We start from the raw sequence: 18,430 nt of genomic DNA, 5'->3' as shown, positions 1-18,430 counted from the left end.
TGGTGGTCACCATCGGCACCCCCACGCTCTGCGCGCCGGCGCGCTGCAGCAGGCTCCGCATGATGTATTGGGCACGCTCGGTGCCCTGTTCCCTGATCAACGCGTCCAGGGACTCAACCCACTCGGCAGTCTCTTCCGGATCACGATCAGGCAGCTGGTTAGTCAACCCGCTGAGGATATGGGAGGTATCTTCTCCTGCAGCCACGTCCAACCTCTCTTTGCGCGCATGAATCGGCGCACTCAGGCCAGGCAGGGTGACTGCCCGGCGTATATACGCCGTGTGCGACGTATCGGTTACAACAGCCCGGTCATGTGTGCCGGGCAGCTTCCTAGCGCTCCTATGTCTGCACGGAGTCACAAGGTCGTCGTCCGCAGGCATAGTTGTCATCAGCCACTCTAGCCTTCACGGCAACACGATGCGTAGCTGCGGTCCGGGTGCTCCAGTTGTATTTCGTTCGTCATACTGGTTGTGTGACGAAAAGCCCCTGTCCCGGGGGCGCTGTGGCCCGATGTGACGCAGAATATGCGCAGTCCAGGGGGCGGCAGCTTGAAGCGCAGGCACAAAGGGTGTTGGCTTGGGAGTAATGGAAATCACTATGCACACCGCATATATGAGGTATTGGAGGAACACGTGAGCGAGGCCGACGCCGCCACTTCGGTAAATGTGGCGGAAAAATTGGGTTTCAAAAATGGGGATCTGATTCAGGAGTTCGGTTACGACGACGATGTCGATTTCGACTTGCGTGACGATATTGAGGACCTCACCGGGTCCGAAATGCTTGACGAGGACGACCACGAGGTCGCGGACGCCGTCATCCTCTGGTGGCGCGACGGCGACGGGGACCTGGTGGACAGCCTGATGGATTCGCTCACCACCCTGAGCGAAAACGGCGTTGTCTGGGTGCTCACCCCCAAGTCAGGCCGCGACGGCTACGTTTCGCCGGCGGAAATCCAGGAGGCCGCTCCCACGGCCGGCCTGCATGTCACCACTTCAGCCGGCGTCTCAAAGGACTGGAGCGCCGTCCGCCTGGTCAGCAGGAAGAACAAGTGACGGCAGCGGTTGAGGCCGCTTCTGCGGCTGTTCCTTCGCTGGGCGCTGCAGCTCCCGATTTTGAGCTGGCCAACCAATACGGCGAGCCGGTGAACCTGTCCTCGTTCCGGGGGCAAAACGTGGCACTGGTCTTTTACCCCTTTGCATTCTCGGGTATCTGTACCGGTGAACTTTGCGAAATCCGGGACAACCTGGGGATGTTCGAGGATTCGAATGCGGTTGTCCTGGCCGTGTCCGTGGACAGCAAGTTCAGCCTCCGGGCCTACGCGGCGCAGGAGGGCTACACCTTCGACCTTCTGGCCGATTTTTGGCCCCACGGCGCCGTGGCGAATGCCTACGGCGTGTTCGACGCCGGCAGCGGCATGGCGAAGCGGGCCACCTTCATCATCGATGGTGAGGGCAGGATCCGCTACAGCGTGGTGAACCCCCGCGGCCAGGCCCGCGACTTCAGCGAATACCGCGCCGCGCTGGCGGATCTGAAGCAGGCCTGAGGAAGCATGGCTGGGGAACGGCGGGGGACGGGTCTTACCGGCTTCGCCAGCATGCCGCCGGTAGCCCCGGCCCCGCCTTCCGGCAATGACCTTGAGGTTCTGGCACGGATCCGGGACGTTCTCGCCGGCGCCCCCTTTGCCCTGCTGACGGGCGCCGGCCTCAGTACCGACTCCGGCATTCCGGATTACCGCGGCCCGGATTCGCCGCCCCGTTCGCCCATGACGTACCAGGAATTCGTCCGGGACGCGGCCAACCGGCAGCGGTACTGGGCCAGGAACCACATTGGCTGGTCCCACATGCGGCATGCAGACCCGAACCAGGGCCACTATTCCGCCGCGGCGCTGGAGCGGCGCGGCTACCTCACCGGCCTGATAACCCAAAACGTTGACCGGCTGCACCAGGACGCGGGCAGCTCCAACGTGGTGGATCTTCACGGAAGGTATGACCAGGTGGTTTGCCTGGACTGCCGGCGCACGTACTCCCGGCGCCTGCTGGCCGGTGTTTTTGAGGAACTCAACCCAGGCTTCCTGAAGCGGGCAGCGGCCGGCGGACTCGTGGAAATGGCCCCCGACGCTGACGCGACTGTGGAGGACCAAACCCTCATCAGCAGCTTTGTGGTGGCAGTGTGTCCCGCATGCGGGGGCACCTTGAAGCCGGATTTCGTCTACTTCGGCGAGAATGTGCCCAAGGACCGTGTGGAGCGCTCCTACGCAATGGTGGACCAGGCTGCCGCCCTGGTGGTCGCCGGTTCGTCGCTGACTGTCATGAGCGGCCTGCGGTTCGTCAGGCACGCCGCCAAGGAATCCAAACCTGTGGTCATCATCAACCGGGGCGCCACCCGTGGCGACGACAAGGCAACCATCAAGCTGGAAACCGGTGTCAGCCAGGCACTGGATTACCTCGCCGCGGAACTTCCTTCCCTGTAGGCGGGACGCTTCTTCCATGGATTCGCGTTTCCGGCCCACAGTCGGGTAGAGTCTATGTTCGTTGGTTACGGCGGAACGGCCGGAAACCACGCAATTTGGGTCTTTAGCTCAGCTGGTAGAGCGCCACGTTTACACCGTGGATGTCATCGGTTCGATCCCGGTAGGACCCACCTGTAGAACCCCGTTGTCCCCGCCTGATGGTGGAGGCAGCGGGGTTTTTTGCTGCGCCGGCCTCCTGGCGCCATTGTCAGTGCCTTGCCATAGCTTGCAGGAATGGAACACGTCATAGTGCAGACAGACAGCGACGGAATGCCGACGGCGGTGCTGAGCCGGGGCAGGGAATGGGCCGTGGGTGCCGAGCCGGTGAGATGGTTCGAGCGCGTCAACTGGTGGGAAACCAGCCGACGGATGCCCAAGGGCAGCAGCGGCGTGGACGTCGAAGTCCTGCAGGTGCAGGTCAGGCTGGGAAACAACTCCAGGTCGGCCCTGACCACCATGTATCTCCAGCGGGACGGGCTGGGCGGCGGCTGGCGGCTGAGGGAACCAGTTGTGGGCGCAGCCTAGGAGGTTGAGCTCCGCGCCTTTGTCCGGGCATTGGAAAACCCTCCACCGCGACTATTGGGGGATGCCGCGGTGGAGGGCCTGGGATGAATATACCGTGAACTCCCGGAAACAAAAAGTCACGTGTGGCGGGCGTTTCACGTCATTTCCCGGTTCCGGCCGATGCTTACTGCCGAACGGGGATAAAAACCCGCGGTTGTTCCGTCCAGGTATCTGCCATTTGGGACATCGTGCGCCGCATGATCCGGTCCGAGGCCTCCCGCGCGGACACTGCGTCACCACGGGCGATCGCGTCCGCCACATCCTCATGCCACTGCAGGGCGGCCTGATGGGGGTGGTCGGGCATCAGTCCGTGGACAGTGCGTCCTGTCAGGGTTTCCGCCACCTGGCCCATGAGGTTGGCAAACATCTCGTTTCCGGAGCCTGAGAGCAGGAGCGAATGGAAGCGGATGTCCAGCTCCAGGAACCGGGCCACCTCGCCGTTGTTGCCGGCCTCACGCATGGCACGGGCCACGTCCACGAGTTCCATCCGCAGCGCTGCCGGAGCGTTCTGCGCAGCCAGCTCGGCAGCCGCAGGCTCCACTGCTGCCCGCAGTTCGGCAAGGGAGCGCAGTTGGGCGCCGCGTGCATCGCTGGCCAGACGCCACCGGATGACCTGCGGATCAAAAGGATTCCAGCGGCTGGCCGGCAGCACCCGGATACCCACCCGCTTGGTGGTCTCCACCAGGCCCAGGGACTGCAGGACACGCACCGCTTCCCGGATGACCGAACGGGATACTTTGAGTTCAACCTCAAGCTGCTCAGCGAGCATGACGTGGCCGGCAGGAAGATCCCCCGAGATGATCCGCGTACCGAGGTTGTCGATGGCACGGTGGTGGAGGCTGCTGGTCATGAAGCTAAGCCTAGTTGTTGGCAGGCGTCCGGAGTTCAGGCAAGCCAGCGGCCCAGGACACTGAAAGGCAGCAGCCCTGGGCTGACACCGACACAATGGATTCCATGACGCGGACGTTACTTTCGCGTCGCCGCCAGAATATATATGCTTTATTCCGACCCCCTGATCTGGCCCGGTGACTTCCCGCCTGCGGAAGCCGGCAGCCGAGGCCAACAATGAATTGGAGTTATGGATGTCTGCACACATCGGTGTCACCGGCCTCGCCGTCATGGGCGCCAACCTCGCCCGGAACCTGGCCCGCAACGGCTTCACCGTGGCGCTGCACAACAGGTCCGTGGAGAAGACGGATGCGCTGCTGGAAAAGCACGGCTCGGAGGGTGACTTCATCCGCACCGAAACCCTGCAGGAACTGGTGGACTCCCTGGAGAAGCCCCGCCGCGTCCTCATCATGGTCAAGGCCGGCAAGCCCGTCGATTCGGTCATTGAACAGCTGGAGCCGCTGCTGGAGCCGGGCGACATCATCATCGACGCCGGCAACTCCCACTACGAGGACACCCGCCGCCGGGAAGCGGCCCTGGCCAAGAAGGACCTGCACTTCGTGGGCGTCGGCGTGTCCGGCGGCGAGGAAGGTGCGCTGAACGGCCCGTCCATCATGCCCGGCGGTTCCAAGGAGTCCTACAAGGCACTTGGCCCGCTGCTGGAAAAGATCTCCGCGAAGGTCGACGGCGAGCCCTGCTGCGCCTGGATCGGCACCGACGGCGCGGGCCACTTCGTCAAAATGGTGCACAACGGCATCGAATACGCCGACATGCAGGTCATCGGCGAGGCCTTCGACCTGCTCCGCTCCGGTGCGGGCATCGAGCCGGCCGAGCAGGCAAAGATCTTCTCCGAGTGGAACCAGGGCGAGCTGTCCTCCTTCCTGATCGAGATCTCCGCCGAGGTGCTGGGCCACGTTGACGCCAAGACCGGCAAGCCGTTCGTGGACGTCGTCGTCGACGCCGCAGGCCAAAAGGGCACCGGCCGCTGGACAGTCATCTCCGCCCTGGAACTGGGCTCGCCGGTGTCGGGGATCGCCGAGTCGGTCTTTGCCCGTGCACTGTCCTCCCAGGCCGCACAGCGCAAGCTGGGCCAGGAACTGCTGGCCGGCAACGAGGCCACCGTGGAGATCCCGGGGACGTTTGTCGAGGACGTCCGCCAGGCGCTCTACGCCTCCAAGCTGGTCTCCTACGCCCAGGGCCTGGACATGCTCACCTCCGCGGCCAAGGAATACGGCTGGGACCTGAAGCTGGACGAAATCGCTTCCCTCTGGCGGGCAGGCTGCATCATCCGCGCCGAGCTCCTCAAGGACATCACCAAGGCGTACGCCGCCGACGAGAAGCCGGCCAACCTGCTTTTCGCGCCGGCCTTCACCAAGGCCATCGCAGACGCCCTGCCGGCCTGGCGCCGAGTTGTGGCCACCGCCGTCCAGCTCGGCATTCCGGTGCCGGTGTTCTCGTCGTCCCTGGCGTACTACGACGGCCTGCGGCGCAAGCGCGTGGCCGCCGCCCTCATCCAGGGCCAGCGCGACCTGTTCGGCGCCCACACCTACGGCCGAGTCGACACCGAAGGGACTTTCCACACCCTCTGGGGCGAGGACAAGTCCGAGGTTGAAGCGGTGGACACGCACTAGCACCTGCTGCCGCTTAAACAACGGCGGGCAGGTTCCCGGTGACCCGGGGACCTGCCCGCCTCTTGCTGTCCTGCTAAACCAATCAGATCCGGTACTCTATGTCGTATTCGGCCGGATCCACCGCGGGCTTGGTTTCCCGCTGTGCATCCCGGTGCCGCCATTTGGCGGGAACTCCGGTGATGATGGACTCCGGAGGTGCATCCTTGACCACCACGGCGTTGGCTCCCACCGCACTGTCCCGGCCAATGGTGATGGGCCCAAGGATCTTGGCGCCGGCACCGATGGTCACGCGGTCGCCGATAGTGGGATGCCGCTTGATCCTGGCCAGCGAACGGCCGCCAAGCGTCACACCGTGATAGATCATCACATCCTCGCCGATCTCGGCCGTCTCGCCAATCACCACGCCCATGCCGTGGTCGATGAAGAAGCGGCGGCCAATGGTGGCGCCCGGATGGATCTCGATCCCGGTCCAGGACCTGCCCAGCTGCGACAGGAGCCTGGCCGGGAAACGCAGCTCCGGCTTCTGCCACATGCGGTGGGTCAGCCGGTGGATCCAGATGGCATGCAGCCCGGAATAGGCGAAAAAGTTCTCAAAAGAACCTCGAGCCGCCGGGTCGTGGGACCGGGCGGCGTCGAGGTCTTCCTTTAGTCTTGCGAAAAAGCCCACAAAGTTCTTTCTACAGGAAACGGGCGGAGCGCGGACTGATCAGCCGCGGATGTCGTCATAGAGCACGGTGGAGATGTAACGCTCACCAAAGTCGCACACCACGGCCACGATCAGCTTGCCGGCGTTTTCCGGCCGCTTGGCCAGTTCCAGGGCAGCCCAGACGATGGCGCCGGAGGAGATGCCGCCCAGGATGCCCTCCTTGATGCCCAGATCGCGGGCTACGCGGACCGAATCTTCGAGGGTGGCGTCGATGACCTCATCGTAGACATTGGTGTCCAGCAGTTCCGGGATGAAGTTTGCGCCCAGGCCCTGGATTTTGTGCGGGCCGGGGGCGCCGCCGTTCAGGATGGGGGAGTCCTTGGGTTCCACGGCCACGATCTGCACACCGGGCTTGCGCTCCTTCAGGACCTGTCCAACGCCGGTGATGGTTCCGCCGGTGCCGATGCCTGCCACGAAGATGTCCACCGCGCCGTCGGTGTCGGCCCAGACCTCTTCCGCGGTGGTCTTGCGGTGGATCTCCGGGTTGGCTTCGTTGGCAAACTGCTGTGCCCAGATGGAGTTCTCGGTGTTGGCCACGATTTCCTGGGCCTTCTCCACTGCGCCGCGCATACCCTCGGAGCCCGGGGTCAGCACAATCTCCGCGCCGAAGGCACGCAGCATGACCCGGCGCTCGGTGGACATGGTTTCGGGCATGGTGAGGATGACCTTGTACCCGCGTGCGGCACCCACCATGGCCAGGGCAATGCCCGTGTTGCCGGAAGTGCCTTCAACGATGGTGCCGCCGGGCTTCAGGGCGCCGGACTTTTCCGCGGCGTCGATGATGGCAACGCCGATGCGGTCCTTGACGCTGTTGGCCGGGTTGTAGAACTCCAGCTTCACGGCAACGGTGGCGTCCAGCCCTTCGCTGAGCCGGTTCAGCCGGACCAGGGGGGTCCCGCCGACCAGCTGCGTTACATCGTCATAGATCCGTGCCATGTACATACGCCTATCTCTAAGGGGTGGATACTGAGGTCAGCCTAACGAGGCCGCGTAATGCCGGGCTAAGCGTTAAGCCATGCAGAGTAATATTTCCTGGCCTTGGCCAGTTTGGGGTTGATGATCACCTGGCAGTACCCCTGTTCCGGGTGCTTTGCGTAGTAATCCTGGTGGAATTCCTCCGCCACGTGGAACCGCGGCAGCCGGCTGACCTCGGTAACGATGGGGTGGGACCACAGGGCCTGGTTGCGGTCGATTGCTTCCTCGAACAGGATCTTCTCCTCATCCGTTTCGTAGAACATCGAGGAGCGGTACTGGGTGCCCACGTCGTATCCCTGCCGGTTCAGCGTGGTGGGGTCGTGCAGGGCGAAGAACATGTCCAGGATCACCTCCGCCGGGATGATGTCCTCATCGAAGGTCACCGCCACAACTTCGGCGTGCCCGGTGGTCCCACTGCAGACCGAGTAGTAGTCCGGGTGGGGGTCGTGCCCGCCGGTGTAGCCGGATACCACGGAGGTGACGCCCCTGGTCTTCTGGTAGACGGCGTCAAGGCACCAGAAGCAGCCTCCGCCAAGAACAAAAGTTTTCATGACCTCTTCAATGGTTGACAGCGCCGGAAGATTCCCCGGGCACCCCGGCGCAGCGCCGCAAACTGCGGCGGCGGGAAGCCCATGGGGTAAAACTAAGACTATGGAACCTGTGGACACCGACGTTACCGGCCAGGCAGATCACGACGGCGAGGCCACCTCCGACACGCCGCCCGCGGCGGGTTCCGCGGAGGCCCCGACATTGGCCGAGCTGCTGCTTGCGGTTGAGGAGCTGTGGCCGGAATCCCTGGCGGAGACCTGGGATGAGGTAGGGCTCGTGGCAGGCCACCCGTCCGCCCCCGTCACAAAGGTGATGTTCGCGGTCGATCCCACCCTGGAAGTCATTGAGGAAGCGGTTGAGTGGGGAGCGGAGCTGCTCATCACCCACCACCCCCTGCTGTTGAAGGGCGTTACGTCCGTGGCGGCCACGTCGGCAAAGGGGCGGGCGGTGCACCGGCTGATTGAGTCGGGGACGGCACTGTTGACCGTGCACACCAACGGCGACTCCGCCGTCGGAGGTGTCTCCGATGTCCTGGCTGACGCCCTGGGACTCCGCGACGTCGCCCCCCTGACAGTGGCGGCCAACGGGCTGCCGGAGGAAGGCATTGGGCGCGTGGGCGACCTCGCGGAGGCCATGAGCCTGGGCGACTTCGCCGCCCGCGTATTCGGAATCCTTCCCTCCGTGGCCGGGGGAGTGCGTGTCTCCGGCGACAAGGACGGGCTGGTTCGGCGCATCGCGGTTTGCGGCGGTGCCGGCGATTCGCTGTTTAACGAAGTGCGGGCCAGCAATGCGGACGTCTATGTGACCGCTGACCTTCGCCACCACCCGGCGTCGGAGGCGCGCGAGGCCGCCCTCAACGGACGGCCGTACCTGGTGGACGTTTCGCACTTTGCCAGCGAATGGCTGTGGCTGCCTGCCGCCGCCGCGGCACTGGGCAACGTCCTGTCCGACCAGGGCCATGACGTTGAGATCCTGGTCAGCACCACCAACAGCGACCCGTGGGACTTCATCCTCACTCCGGGCTAGAGTCTAGGAAGCGCCGGTTCGGTGCCCGGCCCCGGCCGGAAGGGATTTAGCGGAGGTAAAAGTGGCCAAGGCAGCACCGGCGGAACAGTTGAAGTTGCTCGAACTGCAGGGCTTGGACGCCAAGTTGAAGGGCCTCACCAACCGCCGCCGCACGCTGGAAAACGATCCCCGCATCAGGGACCTCGAGGCTGCCCTGTCCGTCGCCAACGGTGAACTGGGCGCAGCCAAGGTGGCCGTGCACGACGCCGAGGCTGCGCTGAAGCGGGCAGAGGCCGACGTCGAACAGGTTGCCTCGCGCATCGAACGCGACGAAGCACGGCTAAACAGCGGAACCGGCCTGTCCAAGGACCTGGTGGCACTTCAAAAGGACATCGCGTCGCTGAACAAGCGGCGCTCGGACCTTGAAGACGTGGATCTGGAAGTCATGGAGCGGCTCGACTCGCTGCGGGAGCGGCAGGCGGCCCAGCAGCAGATCGTCGATGACATCCAGGGGTCCTTTGGAACCATCAGGGCCGAGCTTGATGCGGCCCTGGCCGAAGTGGAAACGGAAGCGGCAGGCCTGCGTGCCCAGCGCGGCGAATTTGCCCAGGGCCTGGACGCAGGCCTGGTGGCGGTTTACGAAAAGACGCTGGCCAAGCGGGGAGTCGGTGCGGCCCGGCTCTTCCACGGCACGTCGGAAGCCTCGGGCATGAAGCTCAGCCCCGGCGACCTCGCCGAGATCAAGGCAGCTGCTGCCGACGACATCGTTTACTGCCCGGACTCCGGCGCCATCCTGGTCCGTTCGGACGAGTGGTCCTAGGCAGCCAACAGGCTTCCCCCCGGGCCGGTCAGCCCGGCAGGATGATGTTCATGGCGTGCGGCTTGCGTGCGGTCCCCGGCACCAGTTCGGCCTCCCACTGTTCGCGGGCAGCCTTCAGGAGGTCCGACGGCGTGGCCGGGGCTTTGCCGCGGCGCACCAGCAGGTGCCGCGCCAGTTCGCCGCGCGTGTGCTTGGCGAAGTGGCTCACTACCTTGCGGACACCGGCGCTCTCGGTGAAGACATTCACGGAGACGGTCTGTTCCGGCGGGGGCGCCCACGCCGCTGCGTACGTGCTGGACCGGCAGTCGACCACGAGGTGTCCCTGGGCTGCTGCGCCCAGGGTGTCGCTGAGCTGCGCCTTCCAGAACGGAGCCAGCCGGCCGACGTCGGGCAGGGACGTGCCCATGGACAACCGGTAGGCGGGAACGCTGTCGCCAAAACGCAGGGCTCCCCACAGCGCCGAGATCACCAGGACGGATTCATCGGCCTTGCGGCGCTGTGCCGGCGTCAGCGTCCGGTAGCCCAGGGCGTCATACAGGACGCCCGAATAGATGCTGTGCGCCGGGGCCGCCGGTTCGGCGTGCAGGCGCGTATTGCGTTCGACGTCGTCCCGCAGGGACGCTCCGACGCCCAGCAGGGCGAGGGCATCCTGGTGGGCGCTGACCGTTCCCAGCGCGTCAAGGACCTTGGCGCGGTACGGGTTGAGCTCCGGGAAGCCCAGGTCGGTCCAGTCGACGGCGGGTCCGCGGAGCGCGGGTGTCTTGCCTTCGGAAGGGGGAAGCAGAATCAGCACCGTCCGATCCTACCGGCGGCAAAAGGCGGCCGGCGGCGCCGGTAGACTGGGACCCGGATGGGACAGCCAGACGGCCGCGCGCCACGCAAGTGGCTCGAGGAACGTCCGGGCTCCGCAGGGCAGGGTGGTGGGTAACGCCCACTCGGGGTAACCCGCAGGCCAGTGCCACAGAAAACAGACCGCCTGCATTTCCGGCTCCGGCCGGGGAGGGCAGGTAAGGGTGAAACGGTGGTGTAAGAGACCACCAGCTTCCCGGGTGACCGGGAAGGCTAGGTAAACCCCACCCGGAGCAAGGCCAGACAGGACACGTTCGAGGGCTGCCCGCCCGAGTGTCCGGGTAGGCCGCTGGAGGGTGCCGGCAACGGTACTCGTAGATGGATGGCCGTCGCTCCCTTCCCGGTAACGGCAGGGGAGAACAGAACCCGGCGTATCGGCTGTCCCATCCTTAAACCGCGTTTGACCACGGGCTATGCGTCGGGGATCCTGAACCGTGCCCGTAATTCCTGAAACCCGTCCCGCACCCGCAGCGGGCATTCCCGGCATCCGTTCACAGGGCGGCTTCCTGGCCCTTTCCGCCCTGGCCTGGGTCCTCGCCTCAGTTCCCATCATCCTTAACTCCAACGGCTGGTACGCGGGCTCGCTGAAAGCTCCGTGGATGCCGCCGTCGTGGATGTTCCGCACCACCTGGATGGTGCTCTATGCCGGCGTGGCGGCAGCCGCCTGGCTGGTCTGGCGCAAAGGGCGCCTGTCCGGGGCCACCCTTGCCGGCTATGTGACGCAACTGCTGCTCAACACCGCGTGGCCGGTGACGTTCTTCGCCATGTATCCCATGCTTGGAGTGGTGGCCCTGTGGGCAGCCTTTGCTGTCATCTGCGCGCTGACCGCAACCCTGGCGTTCCTGATCCTGCGCTTCGGACCGGTGGACGCCGCCGCCGGATACCTGGTGCTGCCGTACTTTTCCTGGCTCGTGTTCTCCGCCAGCCTGAACCTGTACTCCGCCATCCACAACTGAAGGCCGGCAGTTTCAGCTGGGTGGTCCGCCCCGGCCGTGTGAGTGATTTCACGCAGCGCAAACGTGCTCCCTGCGGCGGGCCAAATTAGAATGGATCCCGGACGCAGGAGTTCTACCGCCGAAAGTTGCGTCCGCAACCGGCGGTTTTTCTTTGCACGCGATCCAGGCGCCTGGGGACCATCCCCTGCGGGCGCCGGTGCCCCTGGACATCATCAGGTGGCCTACATCTGTGTACGACGACGTACACGGCTGAACCGAGGAAGGTATTTCTGTGAGCCAGACGTCTGATTCTTGTCTTGATACGTGGATGGGCCGGGAGGCCCTCGCCGAGGCCATGATCCCGGTTATCGGCAGGCTGTACCGCGAAAACAACGTGGTGACCAGCATCCACGGCCGGAGCCTGATCAACAAGTCCACCATGAACATCCTCAAGGCGCACCGCTTCGCGCGCCGGATGAGCAAGGACGAACTGCTCCTGGAGGACACGGCGCCCCTGCTGAACACGCTGGCCGGACTCGAACTCGGCGCCGCCGCGATCGACATCGCCCGCCTGAACCAGAAGTTCAAGGAAGAAGGCAACGGCGCCACGCTGGAGGAATTCCTCCGCGACGAGCTCGCCGAGATCGTGGGCAAGCGGGGCGGCGATGACCGCACCAGCACCGACGTCGTGCTCTACGGCTTTGGCCGCATCGGCCGCCTCCTGGCACGCCTCCTCATCGAAAAGGCCGGCGGTGGCCACGGCCTGCGCCTGCGCGCCATCGTGGTGCGCCGCGGATCCGACAACGACCTCTCCAAGCGCGCCAGCCTGCTGCGCCGCGACTCCGTCCACGGCTCCTTCGAGGGCACCATCCGGATCGACGAGGCCGCCAACACCATCACGGCCAACGGTGTCCAGATCCAGGTCATCTACTCCAACGACCCCGCCACCATCGACTACACCGCCTACGGCATCAACAACGCCCTCGTGGTGGACAACACCGGCCGCTGGCGCGACGCCGAAGGCCTGTCCCAGCACCTGCAGAGCAAGGGCGTTGCGCGGGTCCTGCTGACCGCGCCGGGCAAGGGTGAACTGAAGAACATCGTCCACGGCATCAACCACCGGGACATCACCGACTCGGACAAGATCATCTCCGCGGCGTCCTGCACCACCAACGCCATCACCCCGGTCCTGAAGGCCATTAACGACAAGTTCGGCGTGGTCCACGGCCACGTGGAAACCGTCCACTCCTTCACCAACGACCAGAACCTCATCGACAACTTCCACAAGGGCGACCGCCGCGGCCGTTCCGCTGCACTGAACATGGTCATCACCGAAACCGGTGCCGCCAAGGCAGTGGCAAAGGCGCTGCCCGAACTCCTGGGCAAGCTCACCGGCAGCTCCATCCGCGTCCCCACGCCGGACGTTTCGCTGGCCATCCTGAACCTCACCCTTGAAAACGGCACCACCAAGGACGAGGTCAACAACTACCTGCGTGAAATGTCGCTGCACTCGGACCTGCGCAAGCAGATCGACTACATCGACTCGCCCGAGGTTGTCTCCACCGACTTCGTCGGATCCCGCCGCGCCGGGATCGTGGACGGCCTGGCCACCGTGTCCACGGACAAGAACCTGGTCCTCTACGTCTGGTACGACAACGAGTTCGGCTACAGCTGCCAGGTGGTCCGCGTCATGGAAGAGATGGCCGGCGTGAATCCGCCGTCCTTCCCCGCCAAGGAAAGCGCTGCCGCCCTTGCCGCGATCGCCGTCTAGCCACATCCGGCCGCGTCCTGCGAATTCCCGGCTGATTCTCTGGAATCAGCCGGGAAACGGGACCACACTGGTGGCATGGACAACGAATCGACACTTCAGCACGAAACCACCCTCGAGCACGCACTGGACGTGGCCAAAGCCAACCATAAGGAAGCCGTGCGGCTCCTGGACCGCGCCCGTGCAGCCCAGAGGACCGGGGACGTCACCGACGAGCGGGTGCGCCAGCTCGAGAACCTGCTGTCCATAGCGGAAGAAGACCTGCGACGGGTCACCAGGGAACAATAACCAGGCGCCGTGCACGGCGCTGTGATCCATCACTCGTCCCCAACAGTGTGGATATCAGCGGCCGGCCGCGGCCTTTGTCCTAGGCTCTTGGGGTGCCCGATTTCCCCTTCCCGGCGTCAACCCCATGACCGTCAGCTGGTCCGCCTACCGCCGCGCACGCCGCCGTTCCCGGCAGGCCTGGGCGCTTCTTGTGACGGCTGCGGTTTCCATCATTGCCGCGCTGTTCTGGTTCTTCACCGCCGGACAGTTCGCGGCAGCGGGGCCCGCCACGGATGGGCCCACGGAGGCCCCGGTCTTCGACTCTGCCTGGATGAAGCCGGTCCAGGAACCCAACCCGGTGCCGGCCGGCAGCGCCGTCGCAGCCCTGGACGGCCTGGCCGTCAAGGGGCGGGCGCCCAGCAGCGATTACAGCCGGGAGGCCTTTGGCCAGGCCTGGCTCGATGTGGACCGGAACGGCTGTGATACCCGCAATGACATTCTTCGCCGGGACCTCGCCGATGTTGTGTTCTCGGAGGGTTCCTCCTGCAAGGTGACGGCCGGGCACTTCCGGGAACCCTACACAGGGCAGGACGTCGATTTCCGGCGTGGTTCCGACAGCAGCCGCGCGGTCCAGATCGATCATGTCGTCGCCCTGGGTGATGCCTGGCAAAAGGGTGCCCAGCGTTTGGGGCCGAGGGAACGCCAGAGTCTGGCAAACGATCCGCTGAACCTCATCGCGGCGGACGGCGCCGCGAATCAGCAAAAAAGCGCGGGGGACGCCGCTACCTGGCTGCCGAAAAATACGGCAATCCGCTGCCACTATGTGGCCCGGCAGATTTCCGTGAAGGCCGCGTACGGGCTGTGGGTAACGGCAGCAGAAAAGGATGCCATGAAGCGGGTCCTGGCTTCCTGCCCCCAGCAGCAGACCATCACGGCAGGCTGACCGGCATCCGCCGGCACGGGTCGGTGGCTAACGGCTAAGTGGCTGAACCGGTCAGTGTCCGAAGGGGTCCGGGTCAACGCCAGGCATCCAGGTCAGCCCCGGCACGCCCCAGCCGTTCTTCTTGGCCTGCTTCATGGCCTTGCGGGAATACCGGTCCATCAGCCGGTTGACGTACAGCTTGCCGTCCAGGTGGTCATACTCGTGCTGGATGACCCTGGCAAACCAGCCGGTGGCTTCGAAGCGGACCCGTTCTCCGAACCCGTCAAAGCCCTCCACCCGGGCCCATTCGGCGCGCTTGAGCGGATACTGTTCGCCCGGGAAGGACAGGCAGCCCTCTTCCTCCTCGTCAGGATCGGGAGCAGCACCCGAGACCTTGGACAGGGTCAGGACGGGATTCACCAGGACTCCGGTTGGGGGAGCGCCGTCGTCATTGGCGTACTTGTAAACGAAGATCCGCTTGCCGACGCCGATCTGGGGGGCGGCCAGGCCCACCCCGTTGGCGGCGTCATTGGTTTCGAACATGTCGGCGATCAGGGTGCGCAGTTCGTCGTCGAAGACCTCCACCTCGGCGGCGCGGCGGTGCAGGACAGGCTCGCCCCAGATGGTGATCGGCAGAACGGTCATATCAGTAGTCCTTCGGCTTCGCGGTATCCCCGGCTGCAATGCGTGAACCGGTGGGGCACGACAAAGGAGGCCGCACCGGATATCCGGTGCGGCCTCCTTTGTTGACGGCTGCATGTGCCGCCCCGTGAGGGTGAGCGACGGGGGTTGAACCCGCGACCTCCTGGACCACAACCAGGCGCTCTGCCAACTGAGCTACGCCCACCATGTGCCTCAAGGGAATTCCACCGGAGCGGCTCCCTGGAAACGCAACTCAAATAGCTTACCTGCTCGAAAGGGGTGCTTTGTCCACTTTCTGCGATTTGAGCGAAATTTCATCAAAACGTGGCGCAGATTACTCCCCGGACCGGTCCCCGGCGTCCCCGTTGGTGATGCCCTTGGCAATCTTCTGGGCGGTGGCGCTGTCCGGTCCGGGGGCGGGGACGAACACTGCCTCCCGGTAGTAGCGGAGCTCGTCGATGGAATCCTTGATGTCTCCCAGCGCGCGGTGGCCGCCCTTTTTCGCCGGCGACTGGAAGTACGCCCGGGCGTACCACCGGCGCGAGAGCTCTTTGATGGTGCTGACGTCAATGACCCGGTAGTGCAGGTGCTCCACCACGGCAGGCATGTCGCGGGACAGGAACACCCGGTCGGTTCCCACGGAGTTGCCGCCCAGAGGTGCTTTGCGCGGATCCGGGACCCAGGTGGAGATGTACTCCATGACCGCGGCCTCTGCTTCTGCCATCGTCTTGCCGTGCGGCAGCTCCGCCAGCAGCCCGGACTTGGTGTGCATGTCCCGGACGAAGTCGGACATCTGGGCCACGGCGGCATCGTCGGGTTTGATGACGACGTCGACGCCGTCGCCAAGGATGTTGAGCTCCGAATCGGTGACCAGTGCTGCCACCTCGATCAGGGCGTCGTTCTTGATGTCCAGGCCGGTCATTTCGCAGTCGATCCAGACGATTCGTTCGTTAGATATAGGCACCGGACCAGCCTACCGTTACACTTCCGGGCACCCTGCCGATGCTAGGATTTCGGGTACGCGGCGGGTCGCCCTTCCGCCCTTTAATCGTGTCCCGGCCGGCCCGCGCGGCCCGCCGGATCAACCGCGGAAAACGCAAGAAGATTGGACGATCCTGAGATGACGGCGCCTGTGCCCGCAACGGGGGAGATGGCGGCTGCCGGTATTGCCGGAACGGGCAGTGCCGAGGTGGACAATCCGCGCTCACCCCTGCTTGCCGGCTTCCTGGGCTCCATGTTCATGATGATTGGCTCCATTGGCGTCGGCTGGCTGGCCCCGGTCTCGGAGCTGCGCCGGATGCCCGTGTTCATCTGGATGCGGACGGAGGCTCCCGGCGTGGCGCTGTCCATCGTCCTGGTGGCCGTCGGCGGCATGCTGCTGGTGCGTGCCTGGCTGCGGCTGGGCCAAAAGGTCCGGGTGTGGGGTGAACAGGCACGGCGGGCAACCCTGTCCGCGGTGGTGGCATGGGGACTTCCCATGATGTTCAGCGTGCCGCTGTTCAGCCGCGACGTCTATGCGTACATCGGGCAGGGGCGCCTGATGGTGGAGGGCTTCAATCCGTACGAAAACGGCATTTCCGCCCTGTCCAACTACTTCCAGCTCGGCGCCGACAAAATGTGGACCGAGGCGCCGGTTCCCTACGGCCAGCTGTTCCTGTGGATCGAGCAGTTCGTCGTCTGGGTAACCAACGTCCAGCCGGAGGCGTGCGTCATGCTCTTCCGGCTGGTGGCGCTGGCCGGTGTGGTGCTCTGCGTCGTCTACGTGCCCCGGCTCGCCGAACTGCACGGCGTGAACCCGCAGCGGGCCCTCTGGCTGACCGTGGCCAACCCGCTCTTCCTGACCAATTTCATCGCCAGTGTCCACAATGACTCCCTGATGATCGGGCTTGCCCTGGCGGGCCTGTACTACTCCGCGACCCGGCGCCCGGTCCGCGGCATCGCCCTGGTGACCCTCTCCATCGCGGTGAAGCCCATCACCATTGTCTTCCTGCCGTTCATCGGGCTCCTGTGGGCGGGCCGGAATGCGGGCTGGCTCCGGAAAGTGGCGTTTTGGGCACTGACGGCCGGCCTGAGCCTGGCGCTGTTGACCGCCATGAGCATGGTCAACGGGTTCGGTTTCGGCTGGATCAACGGCCTTTCCGCACCAGGCAGCATTTCGATCTGGTACGCCCCGGTGGGCTTGATTGGCATGGTGGTGGGATCCCTGGCCAATGCTTTCGGCTTTGACGGTTCGGTCCCCGCCGGTTGGGTGTTCGACGCCGGGAAGCTGCTTGCCGTGGGCATCGTCGCCTGGCAGATCTTCAAGGGTGACTACGACCGCCTCATGCGCCGCCTCACACTTGCCCTGGCGGCCGTGGTCCTGCTGGCCCCCATCATCCAGGCCTGGTACGTCGTCTGGCTCATACCGCTCTTTGCCGTGACCGGCATCAGGAACGACTGGCAGGTCAAGGCCCTGTACTTCGTGGTGTCTTTCTTCATGATCTACGCCATTTCGGACCAGTTGGACGTTTTCCCGTACCTCCAGACCCAGGACCTCGGCTTCGCCCTCGCCCTGGCCCGGATTGCCGCGGCGCTGACCGCCCTGCTCTTTGCCCTGTACCTGATCTTCTGGGACCCCGGCACCCGCAGGCTGTTCCGCAAATCGCACCAGCCCGTCGTCGAACGTCCGGTGATTTAGCGGCCGCTATCGCTGTGCGGCCCGGGCGCTTATCCTGCGCAGGGCCTCCCTGCGCGACAGTGGACTCATGGCGTCCCGGTTGCGGGAAACGAACGCCTCCACCCACTCCGGTGCGGTCTTGGCGTACTCGCGCAGCGCCCAGCCGATGGCTTTGCGGATGAAGAACTCCTGGTCCGCCAGGTTCGGCTCGATGATGGCGGCGAGCAGTTGTGTGTCGGTGGCCTTCCCGGCGCGCAGCTGCGACGTAATGGCGGCCCTGCGGATCCAAAGGTCCGGGTCCTTGCTCCACTGCAGCAGGAGCCTGGACATCTCCGTGGGGTGCGCCTGCAGCAGGGTGCAGATCCGGCCGGACACGCCGTCGGCAAAGTCCCACCATGCACCTGTCCGGACAATTTCCTCGTACACAGGAATCATCTCCAGGTCGGAGGCCACCAGCCGGTGTGCTGTCAGGTCGATGGCCGCGTACTTCTCCTCCCGGAACGTGGAGGTGCGCCACAGGTCCAGCACGGTGGCCCGCAGCTGCCCGGCGGAAACCGGCGGATGGTCCCGTGCAGCACGTTCCGCGATCCGCCGCACCTCGGGAACCCGTACGCCGAGCGAGGGGAGGAGGGACCTCATGTAGGCCTGCGCCCCCACAGCCCTGGCGGGGTCGGCCAATCCGCGGAGCGCACCCCTAACGGAAGCGATGAGGTCCTGGTCGGCGGCCGTGTCCATGGGGCAACTT

General features: G+C 65.0%; 21 protein-coding genes, 2 tRNA genes and 1 other RNA gene. 14 read left to right on the top strand and 10 right to left on the bottom strand.

Annotation, left to right across the window (positions count from 1 at the left end; genetic code table 11):
• The coding region (locus ACWRN3_RS21020) for a hypothetical protein (RefSeq protein ID WP_476741803.1) at positions 1-205 on the bottom strand (205 nt) is incomplete at its 3' end.
• Between the two features lie 426 nt (positions 206-631).
• Here ACWRN3_RS21020 and ACWRN3_RS21015 point away from each other — a divergent pair.
• From ACWRN3_RS21015 to ACWRN3_RS20995, 5 genes are all read left to right on the top strand, one after another.
• Positions 632-1,051 carry a DUF3052 domain-containing protein gene (locus ACWRN3_RS21015; RefSeq protein ID WP_141160169.1) on the top strand — a complete coding sequence of 140 codons (420 nt, stop codon included), beginning with the start codon at positions 632-634 and terminating at the stop codon, positions 1,049-1,051.
• Positions 1,048-1,542, top strand: coding sequence for a peroxiredoxin (locus ACWRN3_RS21010; RefSeq protein ID WP_476741802.1), 495 nt, complete (start codon positions 1,048-1,050; stop codon positions 1,540-1,542). Before ACWRN3_RS21015 ends, ACWRN3_RS21010 begins: the two co-directional genes overlap by 4 nt.
• A gap of 6 nt (positions 1,543-1,548) precedes the next feature.
• Positions 1,549-2,469 (top strand): NAD-dependent protein deacetylase, encoded by a 921-nt coding sequence (locus ACWRN3_RS21005; protein ID WP_476741801.1) that lies wholly within the window; start codon positions 1,549-1,551, stop codon positions 2,467-2,469.
• Positions 2,470-2,566: 97 nt separating this feature from the next.
• A tRNA-Val gene (locus ACWRN3_RS21000) sits at positions 2,567-2,639 on the top strand.
• 103 nt (positions 2,640-2,742) lie between these two features.
• Positions 2,743-3,033 carry a hypothetical protein gene (locus ACWRN3_RS20995; RefSeq protein WP_255172485.1) on the top strand — a complete coding sequence of 97 codons (291 nt, stop codon included), beginning with the start codon at positions 2,743-2,745 and terminating at the stop codon, positions 3,031-3,033.
• Between the two features lie 163 nt (positions 3,034-3,196).
• Here the strand turns inward: ACWRN3_RS20995 and ACWRN3_RS20990 are convergent, their stop codons facing one another.
• On the bottom strand, positions 3,197-3,922 hold the full coding sequence (locus tag ACWRN3_RS20990; RefSeq protein ID WP_324642195.1) for a FadR/GntR family transcriptional regulator: 726 nt from the start codon (positions 3,920-3,922) through the stop codon (positions 3,197-3,199).
• Between the two features lie 232 nt (positions 3,923-4,154).
• On the opposite strand from ACWRN3_RS20990, the gene gndA reads away from it, so the two are divergent.
• Positions 4,155-5,591 (top strand): NADP-dependent phosphogluconate dehydrogenase, encoded by a 1,437-nt coding sequence (gndA, locus tag ACWRN3_RS20985; protein WP_476741800.1) that lies wholly within the window; start codon positions 4,155-4,157, stop codon positions 5,589-5,591.
• A gap of 82 nt (positions 5,592-5,673) precedes the next feature.
• Here the strand turns inward: gndA and epsC are convergent, their stop codons facing one another.
• From epsC to msrA, 3 genes are all read right to left on the bottom strand, one after another.
• On the bottom strand, positions 5,674-6,258 hold the full coding sequence (gene epsC / locus ACWRN3_RS20980) for a serine O-acetyltransferase EpsC (protein ID WP_159631761.1): 585 nt from the start codon (positions 6,256-6,258) through the stop codon (positions 5,674-5,676).
• Positions 6,259-6,297: 39 nt separating this feature from the next.
• Complete coding sequence (gene cysK, locus ACWRN3_RS20975) at positions 6,298-7,233, bottom strand: cysteine synthase A (protein WP_159631762.1); 936 nt, start codon at positions 7,231-7,233, stop codon at positions 6,298-6,300.
• Positions 7,234-7,298: 65 nt separating this feature from the next.
• Complete coding sequence (msrA, locus tag ACWRN3_RS20970; RefSeq protein WP_255172482.1) at positions 7,299-7,823, bottom strand: peptide-methionine (S)-S-oxide reductase MsrA; 525 nt, start codon at positions 7,821-7,823, stop codon at positions 7,299-7,301.
• A 100-nt stretch (positions 7,824-7,923) separates the two neighbouring features.
• On the opposite strand from msrA, the gene ACWRN3_RS20965 reads away from it, so the two are divergent.
• Positions 7,924-8,847, top strand: a complete 924-nt coding sequence (locus ACWRN3_RS20965) for a Nif3-like dinuclear metal center hexameric protein (RefSeq protein ID WP_476741799.1) — start codon at positions 7,924-7,926, stop codon at positions 8,845-8,847.
• A 61-nt stretch (positions 8,848-8,908) separates the two neighbouring features.
• Positions 8,909-9,646, top strand: a complete 738-nt coding sequence (locus ACWRN3_RS20960) for a zinc ribbon domain-containing protein (protein WP_476741798.1) — start codon at positions 8,909-8,911, stop codon at positions 9,644-9,646.
• A gap of 28 nt (positions 9,647-9,674) precedes the next feature.
• Here ACWRN3_RS20960 and ACWRN3_RS20955 read toward each other — a convergent pair whose 3' ends face one another.
• Positions 9,675-10,439 (bottom strand): YaaA family protein, encoded by a 765-nt coding sequence (locus tag ACWRN3_RS20955; protein ID WP_476741797.1) that lies wholly within the window; start codon positions 10,437-10,439, stop codon positions 9,675-9,677.
• A gap of 58 nt (positions 10,440-10,497) precedes the next feature.
• On the opposite strand from ACWRN3_RS20955, the gene rnpB reads away from it, so the two are divergent.
• From rnpB to ACWRN3_RS20930, 5 genes are all read left to right on the top strand, one after another.
• An RNA gene (rnpB, locus tag ACWRN3_RS20950) (RNase P RNA component class A) lies at positions 10,498-10,885 on the top strand.
• Positions 10,886-10,929: 44 nt separating this feature from the next.
• Positions 10,930-11,451, top strand: coding sequence for a TspO/MBR family protein (locus ACWRN3_RS20945; RefSeq protein WP_476741796.1), 522 nt, complete (start codon positions 10,930-10,932; stop codon positions 11,449-11,451).
• A 271-nt stretch (positions 11,452-11,722) separates the two neighbouring features.
• Positions 11,723-13,201: a glyceraldehyde-3-phosphate dehydrogenase gene (locus tag ACWRN3_RS20940; RefSeq protein WP_476741795.1), complete on the top strand. Its 1,479-nt coding sequence runs from the start codon at positions 11,723-11,725 to the stop codon at positions 13,199-13,201.
• A gap of 75 nt (positions 13,202-13,276) precedes the next feature.
• Positions 13,277-13,486 carry a hypothetical protein gene (locus ACWRN3_RS20935; protein ID WP_476741794.1) on the top strand — a complete coding sequence of 70 codons (210 nt, stop codon included), beginning with the start codon at positions 13,277-13,279 and terminating at the stop codon, positions 13,484-13,486.
• Between the two features lie 124 nt (positions 13,487-13,610).
• Positions 13,611-14,408 carry an HNH endonuclease family protein gene (locus ACWRN3_RS20930; protein ID WP_476741793.1) on the top strand — a complete coding sequence of 266 codons (798 nt, stop codon included), beginning with the start codon at positions 13,611-13,613 and terminating at the stop codon, positions 14,406-14,408.
• A 51-nt stretch (positions 14,409-14,459) separates the two neighbouring features.
• Here the strand turns inward: ACWRN3_RS20930 and def are convergent, their stop codons facing one another.
• From def to orn, 3 genes are all read right to left on the bottom strand, one after another.
• A complete protein-coding gene (def, locus tag ACWRN3_RS20925; RefSeq protein WP_476741792.1) occupies positions 14,460-15,032 on the bottom strand; it encodes a peptide deformylase in 573 nt (190 codons plus the stop codon).
• Between the two features lie 129 nt (positions 15,033-15,161).
• Positions 15,162-15,234, bottom strand: a tRNA-His gene (locus ACWRN3_RS20920).
• A gap of 129 nt (positions 15,235-15,363) precedes the next feature.
• Positions 15,364-15,993 (bottom strand): oligoribonuclease, encoded by a 630-nt coding sequence (gene orn, locus ACWRN3_RS20915; RefSeq protein ID WP_324642186.1) that lies wholly within the window; start codon positions 15,991-15,993, stop codon positions 15,364-15,366.
• A gap of 156 nt (positions 15,994-16,149) precedes the next feature.
• Here orn and mptB point away from each other — a divergent pair, with 156 nt between their 5' ends.
• Positions 16,150-17,706 carry a polyprenol phosphomannose-dependent alpha 1,6 mannosyltransferase MptB gene (gene mptB / locus ACWRN3_RS20910; protein WP_476741791.1) on the top strand — a complete coding sequence of 519 codons (1,557 nt, stop codon included), beginning with the start codon at positions 16,150-16,152 and terminating at the stop codon, positions 17,704-17,706.
• A gap of 6 nt (positions 17,707-17,712) precedes the next feature.
• Here mptB and ACWRN3_RS20905 read toward each other — a convergent pair whose 3' ends face one another.
• Positions 17,713-18,420 (bottom strand): DNA alkylation repair protein, encoded by a 708-nt coding sequence (locus ACWRN3_RS20905; protein ID WP_476741790.1) that lies wholly within the window; start codon positions 18,418-18,420, stop codon positions 17,713-17,715.
• Positions 18,421-18,430: the final 10 nt, after the last annotated feature.

Source organism: Pseudarthrobacter sp. rb (assembly GCF_056389225.1).
Note: the sequence above shows the minus strand (reverse complement) of the source record. Positions and strands in the feature narration are given on the sequence as shown.